Source organism: Gelidibacter pelagius (assembly GCF_017581925.1).
Lineage (GTDB): Bacteria > Bacteroidota > Bacteroidia > Flavobacteriales > Flavobacteriaceae > Gelidibacter > Gelidibacter pelagius.
The window spans coordinates 23,570-42,519 of sequence record NZ_JAGEVG010000024.1; the positions used below are offsets into that span (position 1 = coordinate 23,570).

Annotated in this window: 16 protein-coding genes; all 16 read right to left on the bottom strand. The window is 35.5% G+C overall.

The window, feature by feature from the left end; all coding sequences use genetic code 11:
• Positions 1 to 81 precede the first annotated feature (81 nt).
• The 16 genes from J4051_RS16625 to J4051_RS16700 all read right to left on the bottom strand — a co-directional run bounded on the left by J4051_RS16625 (position 82) and on the right by J4051_RS16700 (position 18,907).
• Positions 82 to 819, bottom strand: a complete 738-nt coding sequence (locus J4051_RS16625; RefSeq protein ID WP_208235002.1) for a transglutaminase-like domain-containing protein — start codon at positions 817 to 819, stop codon at positions 82 to 84.
• A gap of 132 nt (positions 820 to 951) precedes the next feature.
• Positions 952 to 2,076 (bottom strand): glycosyltransferase, encoded by a 1,125-nt coding sequence (locus tag J4051_RS16630; protein WP_208235003.1) that lies wholly within the window; start codon positions 2,074 to 2,076, stop codon positions 952 to 954.
• A complete protein-coding gene (locus tag J4051_RS16635) occupies positions 2,073 to 3,167 on the bottom strand; it encodes a glycosyltransferase family 4 protein (protein WP_208235004.1) in 1,095 nt (364 codons plus the stop codon). The genes J4051_RS16630 and J4051_RS16635 overlap by 4 nt, the downstream gene beginning before the upstream one ends.
• A 189-nt stretch (positions 3,168 to 3,356) precedes the next feature.
• The gene (locus tag J4051_RS16640) at positions 3,357 to 4,613 is read right to left on the bottom strand and encodes a glycosyltransferase family 2 protein (RefSeq protein ID WP_317192736.1); all 1,257 of its coding nucleotides are present in this window, start codon (positions 4,611 to 4,613) and stop codon (positions 3,357 to 3,359) included.
• Positions 4,614 to 4,716: 103 nt separating this feature from the next.
• A complete protein-coding gene (locus J4051_RS16645; protein ID WP_317192737.1) occupies positions 4,717 to 5,805 on the bottom strand; it encodes a glycosyltransferase family 4 protein in 1,089 nt (362 codons plus the stop codon).
• Positions 5,802 to 6,584: a hypothetical protein gene (locus J4051_RS16650; protein ID WP_208235007.1), complete on the bottom strand. Its 783-nt coding sequence runs from the start codon at positions 6,582 to 6,584 to the stop codon at positions 5,802 to 5,804. The genes J4051_RS16645 and J4051_RS16650 overlap by 4 nt, the downstream gene beginning before the upstream one ends.
• 12 nt (positions 6,585 to 6,596) lie before the next feature.
• Positions 6,597 to 7,670 (bottom strand): glycosyltransferase family 4 protein, encoded by a 1,074-nt coding sequence (locus tag J4051_RS16655; protein ID WP_208235008.1) that lies wholly within the window; start codon positions 7,668 to 7,670, stop codon positions 6,597 to 6,599.
• Between the two features lie 94 nt (positions 7,671 to 7,764).
• Positions 7,765 to 8,820 (bottom strand): exostosin domain-containing protein, encoded by a 1,056-nt coding sequence (locus tag J4051_RS16660; RefSeq protein ID WP_208235009.1) that lies wholly within the window; start codon positions 8,818 to 8,820, stop codon positions 7,765 to 7,767.
• A gap of 5 nt (positions 8,821 to 8,825) precedes the next feature.
• On the bottom strand, positions 8,826 to 9,998 hold the full coding sequence (locus tag J4051_RS16665; protein ID WP_208235010.1) for a glycosyltransferase family 4 protein: 1,173 nt from the start codon (positions 9,996 to 9,998) through the stop codon (positions 8,826 to 8,828).
• A gap of 1 nt (position 9,999) precedes the next feature.
• A complete protein-coding gene (locus J4051_RS16670) occupies positions 10,000 to 10,935 on the bottom strand; it encodes a hypothetical protein (protein WP_208235011.1) in 936 nt (311 codons plus the stop codon).
• Entirely contained in the window at positions 10,935 to 12,371 is a 1,437-nt protein-coding gene (locus tag J4051_RS16675; protein ID WP_208235012.1) for an MBOAT family O-acyltransferase, read from the bottom strand. Before J4051_RS16675 ends, J4051_RS16670 begins: the two co-directional genes overlap by 1 nt.
• A 9-nt stretch (positions 12,372 to 12,380) precedes the next feature.
• Positions 12,381 to 13,496 carry a glycosyltransferase gene (locus J4051_RS16680; RefSeq protein ID WP_208235013.1) on the bottom strand — a complete coding sequence of 372 codons (1,116 nt, stop codon included), beginning with the start codon at positions 13,494 to 13,496 and terminating at the stop codon, positions 12,381 to 12,383.
• Entirely contained in the window at positions 13,493 to 15,322 is a 1,830-nt protein-coding gene (asnB, locus tag J4051_RS16685) for an asparagine synthase (glutamine-hydrolyzing) (RefSeq protein ID WP_208235014.1), read from the bottom strand. The genes J4051_RS16680 and asnB overlap by 4 nt, the downstream gene beginning before the upstream one ends.
• A gap of 81 nt (positions 15,323 to 15,403) precedes the next feature.
• Positions 15,404 to 16,453 carry a glycosyltransferase family 2 protein gene (locus tag J4051_RS16690; RefSeq protein WP_236027566.1) on the bottom strand — a complete coding sequence of 350 codons (1,050 nt, stop codon included), beginning with the start codon at positions 16,451 to 16,453 and terminating at the stop codon, positions 15,404 to 15,406.
• Entirely contained in the window at positions 16,426 to 17,814 is a 1,389-nt protein-coding gene (locus tag J4051_RS16695) for an asparagine synthetase B family protein (protein ID WP_208235016.1), read from the bottom strand. Before J4051_RS16695 ends, J4051_RS16690 begins: the two co-directional genes overlap by 28 nt.
• Before the next feature lie 181 nt (positions 17,815 to 17,995).
• A complete protein-coding gene (locus J4051_RS16700; RefSeq protein ID WP_208235017.1) occupies positions 17,996 to 18,907 on the bottom strand; it encodes a hypothetical protein in 912 nt (303 codons plus the stop codon).
• Positions 18,908 to 18,950 lie beyond the last annotated feature (43 nt).

Consider the following 18,950-nt stretch of genomic DNA (forward strand, 5'->3'; position numbering starts at 1 on the left):
GAACTGGTTGGAGTTTAAAATTATATGTCTGTAAGATATTATATAATTGCTAATATCATGTGCCTGAGAAAATAAAAACGATTAGGAAAATATTTTTTTATAATCGTCCATTGGAAATTCATAGTGATAGCTCTTTCCGATTACATAAACCGCAAAATGAATTAAAAAAACAGGAACTCGAGGTCTTGCCCACCTTAGATAGGTGTCATAGACTTTATTCCGATAATCACAAATTAAAAAAGGAGTGACATCCGTATTTAAATAGTTTTTAATCACTTGGCCTTCTTCAATTACTCGACCTTCAATGAAAGAGCGATACCTTACGGTTTCACCTGTTCGGGACAATTGGTATAATTCAAGAACCGATAAGGGCACCCCCTGTTCATCATAGAACAACAAACCTAAACTAGCATCAATCAACACCCATTTTTGCAATTCATTTATATACACTTCATTAAACGAATGCCCTCCGTTTTCGCGACTAAACGGTGCACTCGTAGTACCCCATTCTCTGACTTGAATATCGTTGATCACACAAAAATTATTAAAGATCTGAGCCATATCACTACACACCCCCCCTTTCCCATAGACCATAATTTCAAGGGCCTTGTCAGAAGGCTCACTCAAACCAGGTCCTACTCTAGTATGCTCATAGAGCCAAGATACCATTTGTTTAACAACTTCCAAATCTGTATCAGGTTTTGTTTGCTCGAAAATAAGTTCATTAACCTTATAAAAATTACGAGGCATCTCTTCCTTCTTGTTCAAAACATTATAAGAAATGGACTCAATAGCGGCGGCACTCGAGTTCCTAGACAATAACCGAAATCGGGTCATGTACAAAAAAGGGTGTCGCTTTAAAGTCCAGTGTATTTTTTTAAGAATCATCAACTAAATGACAAAGAGTTAGTTCGGGTTAAAAATATCATTTTTATTTTAAAATATGAGGCATTATAAAACATCTTTTAATAGGCGCTGATTGTAATGGGCATAACTAAAGGCATCTATAAATCCATGGGAGGTCGATGCCATCTGTTTATAAGCAGACGCCTCCATGCCCAATAAGGCCATGAGACAGACCTGCAATGAAGAAACATTCAATTCTTCCATTAAAAATCCATTTTCAAGGTGACTTATATAATGGCTGATAGAAGACACGTTCGAAACAATAGGGACGCATCCAAAATTCATGGCTTCGGCAATCACTTTAGGAAAGCCTTCAGAGGCGGATGGCAATAAAATAGCTTGAGATTTTCTGTAAATCTGATGCACCTCAGTTCTGGATAGATACCCATAAAACAAAATAGGCAAAGCTGAATCGTCCACTCGTTTTTGATAGGCTGCCATCTGCTGTCCTGCTCCAACCAAATGAATTATTCCTATCTTATGAAGTGACTCGGCATCTAAATTTGCTAGAGCCTCAATAATCAAATCCACACCTTTGGCAGCTTCCAAACGCCCCACAAAACAAAGTTCCAAAGGAAATTGAAGCGTTTTGGTGGCAATAACTACTTGTCCTGCTTGAATTTCTTCGTCGGTCAGACAGGGATTTTCAAAACTCAAACATTGCTTGGGTTGATCCTCCCAAAACCCATTAATGGTTACTGGTCGGGATTGTCTTTCTAAAAGCCATTTCTGAAACCAATACGCTAAAGGTGCGTCGGATGGTTTCCAATTCCCCGCATATTTAAACCAGCCTTTTTGCGAGTTAAACATTACCAAATAAGGAATCACAAAAACACCTATCCCTGTAGGGGCTCTAAATTGAAAATAATCGGATGCTTTTAATGCCTTTCGAATGGTCCCCAATATTTTAGGCGCTTGAAACACGATAGCCATTTTGGCGCTCAAAGTTTCACCACCAACTGCTGGCAAAGCCACGAACCTAATTTTATCGGAAACATACGGCAAGGCACTTGGTGGTGCTACAGTATGATGCAGCATGGCCACGTGGGTAATGTTATCGAAAATCGCCAAAAGCTCATTGATTTCAGTCACCGTAGAACCTAAGCCCACAAGACTTCCGTCAGGCAAGATATAATGTTCAGTATGTGAAATAATGGTTAAACTTCTCATGACAAATGCAATAGGTACTGTTTTATAATCTGATTCCAATCGTGCTCCTCAGCCCAAGCTTTTGCTTGGGATTTGAATTTTTGTGGATCGTTCAATAAGCTGTTAAGAATAGAACTAAAAGCAACCACATCCTGTGAATCCACTAAAAACCCTGAAATTTCATCTGCAATGGCATCCTCTATCCCATAGCCTTTGGAACCAATACTCGGAATCCCCAAAGCGTTGGCTTCCAAAATTGCTATCCCAAAGCCTTCCACATCGCCTGTATTACTCTCAGTACTCAACATCACAAACACATCTGTTGCTAAAAGCGATGTTTTCAAAGTTATATCATCCACAGCCCCATGGAAACTCACTTGATCTTCCACTCCCAAGGCTTTTGCTTGACTTAAAAACGCTTCAGCTTCGGTAGGAATCCCGATACAGTGATAATGAATTTTTGGATATATATTTTTCAATTCAGGTAATAATTTAATGACCTGCAACTGGCCTTTTCGAGAACTCACCCTGCCAACCGTAGTTAAAACAGGAAATCCTTTTAAACGCCCTTTTGATATGTTGTCGGCCTGCCATTGGCTTAAGTCGATGCCATTAGGAATGACCGCAACCTTACGGTTTAAATGAGCTACCAACTGCTTGGTATATAGAGATACGGCGACTATAACATCAAAGCGTTTAAGCGACAAATCAATCGCTTTTTTCAAAATAGTCGATCTAAAATTCACCTCCGTACCATGAATCACCGCCATTTTGTGACGCTTAAAAAAAAGCGAACAGAACGCCACATTCCAAAGCGAGAATTTCCCTGTGGCAATCACATCATCGGTTTGCTTGAACGCTTGAAAGGTTTTAAAAATCCGATCAAAATACATGAAAATTCTAAACCGTTTCAAAGAGATCCGATTCACAACAAAAGGCAAGGCCGCATCAAAAGTTTGTTCTACACTATTATCAACATCACGCTGATCCGCAATTACCGAAACGCTATAATCATTTTTAGATAAATACCAAGCCAAATAATACGCATGGTTCCCTATGCCGCCAGGTTGTGGTGGAAATTCAGAGGTGACGATGAGTATGTTCTTTTTCACTGTTGTCTGTTGTCTGTTGTCTGTTGTCGTTTAATAAGCTACTTTTTTTACTTCAGTATTCGTCATTCATCATTCGTTATTCATTATTCATTTTCAAACAAACACAATAAGCTCCTTCCCTTTTTTCAAGGGAAGGTGGCTTTAAGCTCAGAAAAGAGCTTAAAGACGGAAGGGTTATTCCTCCCTAATTCATAGCCTCTCAATCCTCGCCCCTTCCCCCAACTTCACACTCGCCAACCGCCAACTCCGCCACACTTGGACCACCACCACGGGCATCAGCAAGATACTCAAGAGCGCCCCAATCACCAACATCGGTTTGTTTTTTTTAAATTGATAGGGCATTATTGACAAAGGTATGGTGCGTAAGAGAGACCATCGCGCTGCTGCATTCCCATAATATTTTCTGTAAAAATACAACACACTCGGGATCGGTCTAGGTGCAAAAATTGTCGAAGGTCTAAACGCATCCCAACTACCCATCTCACGCAACCCCCCTGTACCAACTTTTAAATGTAAACGCTCAGAATAGGGGTTTGACACATTCAAAACACCTGCTAAATAACAACGTAAACCAAACTCGCCATCACCCATTCGCTGCTTTTCAAATTGTCTATCGAAAAGTCCAACATGCTCAAAAACTTCTTTTTTTATTAATACGTTACCGGTATCTAATTGATCACTTAATCTAAAATACGAATAGTTTTTAGGCACTTTAGCACCTACCTGAGAAATGGAAACTCCAGAAGAAACATTAGCTTTAAAATAATCTAAACATTTCAAGTGGTTACTTATCCAATTAACTGCAACTCTACTATCATCATCAAATAATAAGAGATAGTCACCCTTGGCTTCTTTAATGGCTCTATTTCTAGCCAACCATAAGGCTTTTTCTTCTTGCCGGATCACACGAATCTCCAAATCAAAATCATTATAAAACTCGGGCTGAAATGGTATGGATTGATCCACAATAATCACTTCAAAATTGTGATAATCTTGTTTTTCCAAATCTTCCAACACATCGTTTAAATATACATAGCGATTTAAGGTTGGAATCACCACAGACACTAAGGACTGCTGAGCGATTAACGTAGATTCATAAGATTGCCAAGGAGTGTAAGCTATGGGTTTAATGTTGTTATTTTGGTTTTTTATGGAGGATGTTCTTAACCAAGCCTGAATGTCTCTTAATGGATGATGTAAGGTCACCAACCGCATAACCAACACATAAAACACCCAAATAGGATGAAACTGTTTGCGAATAAAGTGATAATTATCACGAACAGAAACGATTTCAAAGCGACTATAGGTTTTTGCAGAACCCACATACCCTGCTTGTACAGCCTGCCATGATAAATCATAGTCGCGTGCTATTTCTGTTTCATAAGCCGTATCTTCCACAAGTTGTTCTAAAATAGACTCTGGCAGGGAAGAAACTAAAGGAAACACTGTGGCTCTATTCTTAGTATATAGACGAAAATAGTGAGTAGGTTGTAAATATTTTAAAAAATTAAATGGCATAAGGCTATATTACGTTGTCCTTTAAAAGTCGTCAAGTATCTGTTTTTTGATCTAAAATCACCGCTTTTATCCTTTTATAAATAATCTCTTTTTCAAAAGCTTCAGAGTACATGGTTTTAAAATAATCAGCCTTAAAGCCTTTATGATTTATATAAGGGGCTAATTTATTAATTAATTCATGGAGTGAATGTGGGTTAAAAGAAAAATCTTCCAAGGGGAACTTCTTATCATTTATAAAGTCCAAAGCTCCAAAAGCTTTCGAAACCAACACCGGAGTACCTAAAGCGATAGCTTCAATAAAAACTAATCCAAAAGCTTCATGAAAGCTTGGCAAGACCACCACATCCATAGCCTCATAAAACGCGGCCATACTATTTACATCCAACAACCCTAAAAAAACGACCTCCTGCTCAAGCTTTAAATCTCTAACCAAGGTTTCTAATTGGTTACGATACACACCATTGCCTGCAATGTATAAACGAATGCGACTTGTATGGTTTTTTTTAAGCTGGAAGACTGCCTCTATCACCAAGGCATGATTTTTATCGGCAAGCAAACGACCAGGGCAACCAATATTTATGACAGATTGGTCTTTTGGAATCTTTAAAGTGTTTGAATCTGAAGAATATTTTGTAATATTCGTCCAAAACGGTACCCTTCTGGTATTATTTTCTGGCACCTTATAGACGCTCTGCATTTCCTTTTGTAAAGACGCTGAATTTGCTACCACCACATCTGCCATATTTAAATAAAGCGTTTTATTCCATACTTTTAATTTGTTGGGTTTTGTATGGCCATAAGCGGAATGAAACCATGCTACGTTATGTTTTACGCCTAATAATTTACCAAATAAAATAGCAGGGTTAATATAACTAAAATTAGAGACGACTATATCTGGTTGACTTTGTTTAATCATCTTATATATAGCGTGATAATTAGAAATAAAATCACGTCGTTTTTCCCCATAAATCGTTACCCCATTTTGTTTAAAACAGGCTTTTTCATGTTTTAAATAAAAATTATCCACCTCAAACCCATCAGCACAAAGTTTCTCTGAAAACTCTTGATAAAACTCAGACAAAAGACCTTTGTTATAAGTGTATAGGATAAGTATTTTCAATGGTTCCTATTTTTAATCTTACCATATGATTTAGCTTTTTTTATCATTTTTTGATAATAATATGGAGCTCGAATACAATGTCTTATCCGTTTTGCTGTAGCACTAATAAAGCTGTCTTCATAAGAGGTTCCAAACCCAGCATTGACACCTTTAATCCTCAATGGATGTTTCAGTTGCCTAAAATTCCCATCAGAATTTAGATATTTTAAAGCAGAATCCCATAACGCCATCTCTATTGAATATTGAAGATCAATAGTCTGACCTACTTCCCGCAGAAATGGAAAAAAATCCTTAGTAAAAAAGAAACAACGAGCATCCATTTTTTTCAACTTATAGATATTGCAAGAAAAAACTTTTTTAAATCGCTCTGCTTGGGATAAATATTTCGTAGTTAATTCTATTATATTTAAAACTTTTAGTCTTCCAGTTACTTTAATCACAGCAAAAGATTCAGATATAAATTTAGAATGATTAACAGCATAATCTATAATCTCAAGTTCCTTTGCTCCTTTTCCTTTATCAGGTACAGTTGGTTTTGATTTGTAGGTTATGAGCTCCAACCTTTTTCTATCCTTATTATTTTCAAATTCTTTATATAGTTCAACACCCGAATTTTCAACAAAAATTATATTTAGCGTAGTATTTGTTAGATAAAACCTTATGGCATCAACATATTGCGACTTCCTTACCTCTGGATCTTTCAATGCTAAAGTCGCAAAACTATTAGGTTTAATAGTACCAGTCATGAGAATGACTATGTTACTTAAATTAATACTCATTTTGACTTTTGTTTATTTATTTGCTAATTCTTTAAAAAAATTAATATCTCGATTAATAGCAACCGAATTCTCATAACATTCTATGAATCGCTGATAACCAGCCTGCGCTAAAGAATTTCGGTAATCTACATCCAAAATGACTATTTGTAATTTCTGAACCAAATCATTTGGATTACCAGTTTCAAACAGCAAGCCTGTTTCCTCATGTTTAATTATCTCTTTGATCCCCGTATTATTAGCACCTATAACACAAGTACCAACGCTCATAGCTTCTATAACAGTAAACCCAAAGGCTTCAGAACGACTTGGAATAATGGTACAAAATGACTTTTTATAGGCCTTTAATACCATTTCTTTTTTATGTTCTCCTAAAAAAGAAACACTCTTAGATATGTCTAAAGACTCTGTTAGCGCTATAAGTTCCTTTAAAATTTCTCCCTGACCAATTATATCTAGATGAAAATTTGGAAACCTCTTTAATAATGTTGAAAAAGCACGTAACAAAACATCAATGCCTTTGCTGGGATGAAGACGTCCAACATATAGTAGGTTTTTTTTATTGGTAGTTTCTTCCAATAATGTATCACTATAATCTTTTACTGAATTTGGAAGTACTGTTATTTTACATTTAGGAATTTTAAAAAAATTAGAAACGTCTTTTTTAGTCGTATTTGAGTTTGTTATGATATTTGTTGCTAAACTATAAATCAACGACTTCCGCATTACTTTGTATCTTTTTTGAGTGTATTGAGAGCTCAAAGTTCTAATCCAGGCGACTCTAATATTTACACGTAAAAACCAGCCTACAATTAAAAACGGATTAACAAAACTAAACATGGATAGCATCGCATCTGGCTTATAAGTTTTGATTAATTTATAAAGAAACCAAAAATCCTTCCAAGAGTTTGGTCTTTCTGACGGCCATTTTAAAACGGTAATATCTTCCTTTAATATAATATTCGTTTCTCTAATCTTTCCAGCAATAACTACCACTACATTCTCTTCAGACAACTTATTACTTAAGGTAATAAAATAATCACCAGTTGACGTATTCATTAAGTTATAAGATAAGAAATATACTTTCATTAACTATTGTTAGATAATTAGACTTCTAAAAAAATAATCTCTTTTTTATATAGGATAAATTCAGACAATATTTTTCACAAAATACTCGACGTTGTTACATTTTTATTTTTTGCATCTTAAAAAACCCAGATAAGGTTAGGTTTTCCTTCCACAACCTACGATTGTTTTCAAACAATACCTGCATCTTCTCTTGATCTAGTTTGCTATGAAATTCTAACAAGATGTCCGCTATACGATGTCGGTCTTTATAATCCACCCAAACCACGTGATTCTTCCAATCTATTATATCATTTAAAGGCAAATAGCCATCGGTATGCACATACAACGGAATTCGTCCCATCATGAGTGTTTCATAAAAGCGGACTGAAAAATTCCCTGCGCCACGCACGCATAATACATATTGCGACATCAACATATTACAATAAAATTCTTTAGTGCTAATGTGGGTTTCTTTGTTTTTAGTCACTCCAGCGCGATAGTGCTTGCGCTTAATAAAACGGGAATCAATAGCTTTATTACTTTCTAATTTTTTTAACAAGTTCGCACGTAAAAAACTCGTAGCTGAAATTTTCTGTGGCTCTAAGTTCCTCAATCCTATCCTACTACCCAAGTTACGTAAAACTTGCTTTATCATTTCTTTAAAGGCATCCAATTTTGATGAATTTGTTTGTCCACAAAAACCAACAAGGGGCAGTGTGCCATAAACACTGTCTAAATACCTATCTCCTATCTGATGTTTATGAAGGTAATCTTCAATTATAGAAGGAAAACCTTTATGACCTAATTGTTTATTTGCAACATAACCACTTTGTCTATAAACTAGTAGATTTCTAAAATACGGTATTTTCACCCCAAAATCACCGGTATTAATAGACCAAACTTTTTTATCTAACTTTTTAGCCTCTTGTATAAGTGTATAGGCCAAATCCATTTGCTTTGTTCTAACATAATAATTCCAAGACATGGGTAGAACCACTATATCAGCAGTATCCATCGTGTCTACCATTTCAAAATCACGCTCACTAATACCATATAATAATACGCGTTGCATGTCGGTAAAATCTTTATTTTTTATAAATGCCTTTAATAACGGGAATACTTGGCCACGATAAGAAGCATTATAATGATTGGATGGATAGTATAGTTTCATAGAGGCTATTTCATATAAAATTCGTCAAAAGCTTGTTTCTGTTGCTCCAAATTAAAATCGTTTTGCACGCGTTTGATAACTCGTTTGGTGAAAGCTTCTTTTTCTTTAAAACTAAACTCAGAAATATCAATGATAATTTTTGCCATCGCTTCCACGTCGTAAGGTTCAATGAGCCAACCGGTTTCCTTATCCCTAATATTTTCTGGCAAGCCGCCAACTTTGAATGCAAGACTTGGTATTCCTAATGCCTGCGCTTCTAAAACCGCATTACAAAACCCTTCGTTTAAACTGGTTTGTACATACATATCAGCAGCTGCTAAACAATTCAAAGTTTCAGAATGTGAACAAGCCCCTTTTAAAATTACCTGCGTTTCTAATTCTCTTTCTTTAAGAAGATACATATAACGTTCTGTTTCCGCATTTAGCCCTGAGCCTATGACGAGCCATTCGAAATTGACCTTAGCATTTCTTAAGCATTTAGCAACTTCAATTAAATAATCAATCCCTTTTATCCAATGCAACCGAGCAATAGTGACAATTTTAATAATCCCCTTAGAATTATGATTCTTTGTACTTGGTAAACTACTTAAATCAACTGCTGGGGATATTATTTGATAGGGAACATGTTTAGATAAACCTAAAAGCCAAGCTTTTTGTAACAAAAAATGAGATATAGAATGAACCTTATTCACTTGCTTCCAAAGCAATTTATAACAACTGGGGTGTTTTAAAGGATAGACATTGATGTCGTAACCTCTCAAACTCACAGCCATTTTAGCTCCAATTGCTTGTGCAACTAGTTCTCGGTCTATGGTGAGAGTAGCAAATCCAAAATGTAGCCAATCACCTTTAAATTTTAACAATTCAGAGTTCATATAAATTTTTTCAATCGATCTTTTTAAGGAACTACCGTATTGCCGCTCAAGTTTAAAATAGTTCCTCACGGCTTTTAAGTGTGGAAGCAACTGAAATCCTACCAAAAACATCTTGAACACTTGTAATATAAAATATTTATAGACTTTCGGGCTTTTTATATGTGTACAACCTCCATATTTTTCCTGAGTAGGTCCCGTAAACAGAACAATTTTATACCCATTTTTTTTCAGTCCTTTAATTTTGGAATTAAAAAAGGTTTCAGAATATCCAGGAGGTTTGGAAAGTATAATTCCTATAATCATTTTAATTGCTGACGTGTTTCAATTTCTTCATTTGGTATGCTAAATCTAATGAAAATTTTTTTCCTGAATTAACAGTTAAATGATTTCCATCCGTATAATCATAAGCGTGGTTATATAGCATCATATTGATATAAGGACTTTGGTGGTGTTTTGCTAGCAAGTCGATTCTTTCATCAAAATTAGGTATCAATTCATTTTCAATTTCTAACATCTCTTCTATTACAGGTATTCTAACTAAATATACATCTCCTTGTTCTTTAAATAAATTAATCGTTTTAATTAAATAATTCCATCTGTATTCAGAAAAGCCGTTATAATTAGAAAGCATGTTCCTATAGCTTTCAATTTTATTTTTCGTTCTTATTGTCTTGGAAATCATATCGGATTCTATAGTTACCTCTAGCCAACCATTATCTTGCACGTAAAATGTCTGATATAAGCCTTTCCTATATTTATTTCTAATAATAGCCTCGTTTTTCGGAATAAAAGATTCTAAAAGATACTCAATATTGGGTTTTAAATTAACAAAATTAGTTTTTCCAATAAAATCATGATCTTCAGGATATCCCATGCTATTCTTATTATTGAATTTATTTTCTGATAAAGACCATGGGGTTACGGCTATTATAAAAACACCATTTTTACATTTACTATTAAGCTTCTTTGAAATACTTTCATAATATGCTTTGCCATAAGGAGAAGCTGAGATTGTAAAGCTGTAATTATATATATTGTTGGAACCATAGATAGAATCTATAATGTTTGGATGGATTCCTTGGGCAGCCCTAGAGGATCCCACAATTAATGATGTTTGTTTTGGTGATGACAGTTTTTTATAAAACGCATCAGTAGTCCCATCTGCTATACTAAACACCACGAAAAAACTGGCAAGCAACACAATTAAAAATAAACTTGTATGAAATAAAAATCGCCGCATTAAAATTGAAAATAAATAAATTCTTGAGTCCTTCCACCGTATAAAAAAATCATCATTGCGATTGTATAATAAACAAACAATCTTATAGGTTTAGGATATTTAAACCACAAACGTTCTATGGCATAAAAATCACGTCTCCCTGCCCATTCTATAGTAATGAAAATTAGTAAAAAAATCAGTAAATCCGTTGGTCTTATTTGTGGAATGGTAAATAAAGATGAATTCGCTGTTCTATAAAGAAAGTGAAGTGCCATTGAAACACTCTCAGCTCTAAAAAAGACCCAAGCAATAACCGTCAAACTAAACGTCAGCCCCATTTGCAACAATTCTTTAACACTTGGCAATAAGCGATGTTCGGCCACAACATCGGTATTTACGCGATTTTTATTCAGTAATAACAAAGGTATGAAGTACACAGCATTTAATCCACCCCAAATAATGAAGGTCCAATTAGCACCATGCCAAAATCCACTTACTATAAAAATGATAAAAACATTACGGATTTGATTCCTTTTAGTTCCCCGTGATCCTCCTAATGGGATATATAAATAATCCCTAAACCACGTAGATAGAGAAATATGCCAGCGCCTCCAAAATTCAGCCATATCTCGAGAAAAATAAGGAAATGCAAAATTTTGCTTTAAATCAAATCCAAAAAGTCGGGAGGTGCCAATAGCTATATCTGAGTACCCAGAGAAATCACCATAAATCTGAAAGGCAAAAAATACCGCTCCTAACAATAAGGTACTTGCAGAATAAGATTCGTAACCCTCAAAAATCGCATTGGCAACATTTGCACAATTATCGGCAATGACTACCTTTTTAAACAGACCCCAAAGTATTTGTCGTAGTCCATCAACGGCCTTTTGGTAAATAAAATGTCGTTTAACGTAAAATTGTGGCAACAAGTTCGAAGCGCGCTCTATAGGACCTGCTACTAATTGCGGAAAAAAACTTACAAAAGCTGCAAAAGATATAAAATTCCTCGTAGGTTCCAATTTTCGTTTATAAACATCGATAGTATAGCTTAGTGTTTGAAACGTATAGAAACTTATACCGACAGGCAATATGATATTTAAGGTATTTGGCTGGATCTCACGACCGAAAAAAGAAAACGCTTGTACGAAATTATCAACAAAAAAATTATAGTATTTAAAGAAGCCCAGAAAACCGAGATTAATTATAATGCTAATCCATAATAGTATTTTGCGATTGCTATAATTTTGCTGTTTGGATAAAGCCATGCCGACTGCATAATCAACAAGGGTACTGAAAAGTATTAAGATCAAAAAGCGCCAATCCCACCAGCCATAGAACACATAGCTAGCAACAACAATGAGTAAGTTTTGATACTTCAACTCCTTATTCACAACAAACCAATAGAGTACAAATACTATTGGAAGGAAAACTGCAAAATCTAAAGAGTTAAAAAGCATGTAACGCGACTAATTGATGAGTTTAAGATATAATTCCTGACAACGTTTGACTTCTTTATCAATATGGTAATGTTGGACAACATAGTCCCTAAATTGGTTTCCAATATGGGCATTCCTCTCTCTTGTATTGGAACAATACCTTAATAATGCTATATACCAAGCTTCGATATCGCCCGCTTTCACCAAATGTTGGGGAAAGGGTTGTAACTGATCTTTTATGCCCGACACATTTGAACCTAAAACGTTCTTACCGCTTGCCATCGCTTCCAACAAAGAAACAGGCGAGCCTTCCTTTCTGCCCTCATTAAGCGTTGGTAATACCACAACTTCCGCCAAACTCAGATAATCTTGAACATTATTTTGCTTGCCACAAAATACAACCTGCTCTTTTAAACCTAATGTATTTGCTAGGCCAATCATTTTCTGTCCATAAGGATTATTATGATCCCCCACAACCATTAATTTCCAGTCTGGAAATTTTGCATTCATCCATTGAAAAGCCTGTAACAACACTTCAATGCCTTTTACGGGCACTAAATTGGCCACACACATAATAATGCGCTTGTCAGTCTCCAATTGCCATTCCTTAGCTAAGTCTTCACTTTTTTCCAAGGGCTTAAAAGTCTCCACATCCACACCCCTCGGAATTAGAATTGTTTTGCTTGAATTCTTAAAAAACTCTACCATCATATCAGTATTCTGAACTACAATAGCAGCCGCCAAAAAGCTTCTTAAATACCAAGCGTTTTTAGAAGCACCTCCCCAATTCATGTTCTTTTTAGTATAGACCCATTGAATACCAGCCATTTTTGCTGCTAAGGGTTCAGAATAATCGGCGGCATAATGAAAGCTATGGATAATATCGGGTCCGATGTTTTTTAACTTTTTGCTTATCTCATAACACGCTTTCAAACCTTTAACATAGGGTTTCATGGGCGTCGTATAGTCAAAAATATGAATAGAAAAACCAGAGGCTTCAACAGTTTTAAAAAAAGCCCCGCGATTGTGCATACATGCAATGTGCACCTCAAAACGCTTAGGATCTAATCTTTTGGCGATGTGAAGTAAGGCTTTACCGCTACCGGCGGTATCAAAATTTGGGATGGTAAACAATATTTTTATCATTTCAATAAGGCGTATATGGTAAATAACGGCCATTTTAAATCGTGCTGGCCACTTTGATGCACCTGCAACATATTTTCTATAGCACGGCGATCAAACCCAAAAGAGGTTAAATCGGCATCCAAAAGACGCTTGATAAAAAGAGGTTTCAAATCTTCCCTGAGCCAATCTGTTATCGGGATTGAAAATCCTTTTTTAACCTTTTCTTCTCCTACTGATGGAATACGTTTATGAAGAATATTCTTTAGTACTTGTTTGCTTTTATTTCTGCCATAATTCAACAAAGGATCGATTCGCAAACTGGCTTCAATCATCTCTTTGTCTAAAAAAGGCACCCGCACTTCCAAACTGTTTTCCATACTGGCCAAATCCACCTTGCGCAACGTTTTTTGCATCATCCCATAAAATTCAGCATGCCGCATATGTTGCAATAAGGTTCTTGTATCTTTTGTGTTCTGATAATTATATACTTGATATGCGTCAGGCAAAGCCACACCTGTTAGATCTGGTGTCAATCGATCTAACCATTCATTTCTGAACCTTGAATGTAAACCCTGGTGCGCTTTTGCTTGACTCGAAGCCAAAAGTACGGCGTTTAAGTTTTTATTCCCACTGGTATATTTATCTAAACCATATAAACCTTTGCGCAAAAGACTTGGATAGTGTTGGTATTTGATGTTCTTACCTATACTCCAAAAACGTTCATAGCCAAAAAATAGCTCGTCGCCTCCATCCCCGCTTAAAGCAACACTTACGTGTTTTTTAGCTAACATAGAGACTAAATAGGTGGGCAAGATACTAAAGTCGGCCATTGGTTCATGCACCGCCTTCATGGCTTCATCCCAATAAGAAAGCATCTCCTTAGCGTTCAAATTCCAAATGGTCTGTTGTAATTCCATCGCCTCAGCCAATTGCTTGGCACGTTCAGATTCGTCGTGCTTTTCACTATCAGAACCAATGGTAAATACTTGAGTGTTTTTGTGAAATTTCTTTAAGGAGCTCACAATTAATGAAGAATCAACACCTCCTGACAAAAAAGCGCCTAAAGGAACATCAGAGATCAGTTGTCTTTGGACTACCTGATCTAATATAGATTCTATACAAGTTTCGGCCTCTTTAGAATCGGATATAAATGAGGTTCGATCCACCGGCAATTCCCAATAACGTTGCTGTGTTTTAAATCCCTTATTATTGAACGTTATGATTTCACCTGGTAAAACTTGAAAGGTGTCCTCATGAAGCCCAAAAGGTACAGGTAAAAAATGTTGTTGTAAGTAGAGCTTCAAAACCTGTGGATTAACGGATTTGCTTGAATAAGCAGGATGCGCTTTAATTTGATCGTATTGACTGGCGGCAACTAATGTCCTCCCATCCCATCCATAAAACAAAGGTTTGATGCCTGCAAAATCCCGAACCAAACTCACTTCTTGTGTTAAGTGATTATAGATAACCAAAGAAAACATACCATTAAGCGATTTTATGGTTTTCTCAATTCCCCAAACCTCCAAACAAACAGTAATGGTCTCCGTATCACTATGGCCACGATACTTTGTAAAACCGAGTGCTTTACGCAAATCTAAATGGTTATATATTTCACCATTAAAAACAATTGTAAATTTATTATTAGGACTTTGCATGGGTTGTTTTCCCGCTATAGAAGTATCTTGTATAGCCAACCTATTAAAACCCATTTGTAAATGTGGTTCTATAGAAATATAACCGCAGCTATCAGGACCCCGCTTGTGTGAGAGCTTCAACAAATCTATAAACTGACCCTTACGGAAGTTACTTGAACTTGACAGATTGTATTCAGTTAAAAATCCACACATAAATAAAAATGTTCTAATTTTAAAATAACAAAACGATCTATAAACAAGTCCAAATGCTGACAATAGCAGTATGTTTTACACTCATTTAACAGCATATTTCATGTAATATCTCAGCACAAAATAAGCATACACCTTATAAACATTGCCGTTTCCGGATAACATAACAATATTAATAAAAGGTCTTAAAAAAACAGGAATCCTTAAAGGTTTTATCTCTCGGAATAATTTATTTTTTAATTGCTTCTTTTGGGCATAGCCTTTAGTTAAAAACAACATGTGCGGAATAGAACCATAAACCCGCACTAAAACTTGCTTTCTAAAATCGAGCGGCACGTCATGCGTTAACAGATAAGGAATATGCGAATGGATCAAAGGTTCCCAATACGTAAAAACCTTTGATTGCTTTTTGTTTTGAGCGGATACGGTTGACTGCTCGTGTCTAAAATACAATAGTATGTTTTTATCTAAATGGGCGACCTGGCATTCCATGCCTAACTTCACATGAAAAGCAGCATCCTCACCGAGCTTTAATTTGGTATTAAAACAACTAATCTTGTCAAAAACATTTTTCCTGTGAAGAAAACATCCTGTATTTGGTAACGTAGCGTAGGTCATCCAGAGCATGCCCCAATAATAACGTTCACAAAAAGTAATTTTATTAGTGTCATCGTTCCCGATAGGTGTATCTAATAATTTCAAGGTCGACCTTACCATATTCCCATGAACGCTATCTAAATCTTCATTGCTAATTAATACTTCCAATAAGGCATTTAAAGCATTATCAAATAATTCATCATCGACATCAAAAAAGTAAATGAATTCGCCTTTTGCATATTTTAAACCTGCATTCCGTGCAGCAGCTGCCCCTTGCTCAAACTCTTGATAAAGCAACACACGAGCATCCGTTTTAATTATGTTATTAATTATCTCAACAGAACTATCAGTTGAATTATTATCAACAAAAATAATCTCAAAATTATCAAGCTTCTGATCAATTAAAAGCCGGTAAGCATCTCTAATAAAAGATTGCCCATTAAAGACAGGAATAATGATACTGACCAAAGGACTAAGTTGCATTTTATTTATTGATAAATCCTCCAAACTCACAAGGTTTTTAACTTTCTGTGCCATACTGATAACGTAAGCAGCATACTCATAGCATGCGAATAAAAGACGACATCTTCAGTTGTGAATTTTTGGTACAAATAATCAACAACGTCCTTACCTACAAAATTTAAAAAATCTGGCTGATATAAATAACCTCTTAAATGACCATCATTTTCTTCACCTAAAAATTGCAACTCCCAATTACGTTGGATATATTTTTTACCTAAAACAGCATTAATCTCTCGTTGCATTTTATTCTTAACCCGATACGAAAAAGTTTTCAACAATTGACGGTCCTTATAATTATACAAATTATAGGGCATTTGATCTTGCCATTCAATCTTTGCCACATTGGGATTCCTGTTTTTGATATATTCAATTTGAATTTTGCGATCTGCCAAATAGGCTTCTGGTATTCCACAAACAAAACGGCACATGCGGTCATCATAATAAGGTAGATGGATTGGATGTGCGTTTTCAAAAAAGGTTAAACTTACTGAAGTCCATCGTGGCGCCCAATACAACGATTTGAAAGCTCTAACCTTAGACTCTCTGTGTGGAATGTCAATCTTGTCTAATAGATCCTGAATGCGTTGTTTTAAATAAGATTCAAAATCGCCATCCAAATCCCAAGCCTTCCAGAGTTTAGAAGCTACTGCCATGCCACCCTTCTTGACTACCTTTTTATAGATGATTTCCAAATCAGAGTACTTTTCATCTGCCGCAGCAAAACCTCTATCAAAGAAGACATCCCCCCAATGCCCTAATGAAAATTCACCTTGCATTCTTTTAAAATCATCTAATACCGCAATTTGTCTGGGATGCGTAAAATCCGAATAACAATCATTGATACTTGACACCTCTTCTATCACATCCCATAAATAATTGGGTGGAATTATAAATGGATCATACCTGAAGCCACAAACCTCCGCTATTTTTCTGCCAATTTCGTGTTCCTTAAACCCATTTTCAAAACTATAACAATATGAATGAACGGCTGCACCAAGATGTTTTAAAGCCACCGCTTGGGTCCGGCTATCCAATCCTCCAGACAAGGGTAACAAAACAGTATTAGTACCACTTTGTTCCTTAATAATGGTTTCAAATAAATCTGTAAATTCAGTAACAGCTGTTTTAAAACTGATATTTCGTGGCTTATAATGCCAACGGAAATTCTCTTTACTATTAATAACCTCACCGTTTCCATCAAGCGTATAAGTCGTTCCTGGCTTTAAGGCAATTTCATCCTTCCAATACGTATCCTGATCCAAAAAAAAGCCAATAGCTGTAAATACACAGATGGCTTCATAATTAAGTGTATGTGGCGTCTTTACATTCGCAAACGTCTGTTTTACAGGAATAATTGGGGTTGTGATTGTTTTCATGTTAAAGCAAAATTGAAGATAACATATTTTGTGACTTTTGTAATAATAAAGTGAAATTCATACGCGATCTATCTTGATAAAAAGTTGATTATGGATGATAATGCATCTATTGATTATCCTGAAATAAGATTGAAATTGCTGATTCAGATACATGTTAAAATTACCAATTGTAAGCGCCACTCTATTCGAACAATGTATTAGTGATTCCAAAATATTCAAACACCTCTTTAACTTGCCGATTATTGTCGTTATTAAATACATTTTTTGACGACAGTTTTTCTTTTTGGGAATCAGGAATTTCAAGAAAAGGTTGAAAATAAAAACTGGTAAATACAACGGCAATATGATTATCAATCTGACCAGCTTTTAACCAAATATCATCTCCAAGACAATTCGTTTTTTTAATTCCTTCGAGATCAAAGAACGATTGTTTAAAAAATCTTGGGTGATAAAGCACACCCCCAACTCCAGTAGCAAATATTCTTTTGGAAGGGTTACCCCTGCCCACTTCGTTTATTTTCCAAGCTCTATAATGTTTAAATTGATTGCCTTTCATTTCCATATAACGAACGCGATTGGCTACCACGCAATTGGGAAACTTTTGATGGGCTTCAAATAACTTAGCCAATAGATGTATAGGGTATATTATATCATCATCTACAGTCACAATTAAATTATCTGGATATTTCTGAAAAGCATAATAATATTTTGTATGGGCACCGATATCTTCACAAAACTCAATGTCCAATCCTAAGGGTTTCAATTCCAATAATGAACTTGGTAAACTCTCTTCACCAAGAGGGAACTGTGCATTCCCTAACCATAATATTATTTTTTGGGGTCTTAGGGTTTGATTTAGTATACTCCGTATGGACAGATAAACCAAATCAATTCTTGCTGGAAAAGAAGTCAAGCTGACGATAAAACTACTCCCAGCATCAATCCCTAAAGATTTGGGAGAAACATTCTTATAGTATTTAATCAAACCTACTTTCAAATATTTATAAAGTTGCCAATGTAACCACTCAATCAACTTATTGTCTTTTTTAGAGGGTTTTCTCGTTAAGGTGAAATTATATAGAAAGTGAATCATAATATTTGATGAAACTATATTTTGAACTTGGATGAGTTTCAAA

Excerpts from the sequence above, each read along its gene's own strand:
- J4051_RS16695 (WP_208235016.1), bottom strand. The coding sequence starts at position 17,814 with ATGAAAACAATCACAACCCCAATTATTCCTGTAAAACAGACGTTTGCG.
- J4051_RS16630 (WP_208235003.1), bottom strand. The coding sequence starts at position 2,076 with ATGAGAAGTTTAACCATTATTTCACATACTGAACATTATATCTTGCCT.
- J4051_RS16670 (WP_208235011.1), bottom strand. The coding sequence starts at position 10,935 with ATGCGGCGATTTTTATTTCATACAAGTTTATTTTTAATTGTGTTGCTT.
- J4051_RS16655 (WP_208235008.1), bottom strand. The coding sequence starts at position 7,670 with ATGAAAGTATATTTCTTATCTTATAACTTAATGAATACGTCAACTGGT.
- asnB (WP_208235014.1), bottom strand. The coding sequence starts at position 15,322 with ATGTGTGGATTTTTAACTGAATACAATCTGTCAAGTTCAAGTAACTTC.
- J4051_RS16680 (WP_208235013.1), bottom strand. The coding sequence starts at position 13,496 with ATGATAAAAATATTGTTTACCATCCCAAATTTTGATACCGCCGGTAGC.
- J4051_RS16675 (WP_208235012.1), bottom strand. The coding sequence starts at position 12,371 with ATGCTTTTTAACTCTTTAGATTTTGCAGTTTTCCTTCCAATAGTATTT.
- J4051_RS16700 (WP_208235017.1), bottom strand. The coding sequence starts at position 18,907 with ATGATTCACTTTCTATATAATTTCACCTTAACGAGAAAACCCTCTAAA.
- J4051_RS16665 (WP_208235010.1), bottom strand. The coding sequence starts at position 9,998 with ATGATTATAGGAATTATACTTTCCAAACCTCCTGGATATTCTGAAACC.
- J4051_RS16690 (WP_236027566.1), bottom strand. The coding sequence starts at position 16,453 with ATGGCACAGAAAGTTAAAAACCTTGTGAGTTTGGAGGATTTATCAATA.
- J4051_RS16660 (WP_208235009.1), bottom strand. The coding sequence starts at position 8,820 with ATGAAACTATACTATCCATCCAATCATTATAATGCTTCTTATCGTGGC.
- J4051_RS16650 (WP_208235007.1), bottom strand. The coding sequence starts at position 6,584 with ATGAGTATTAATTTAAGTAACATAGTCATTCTCATGACTGGTACTATT.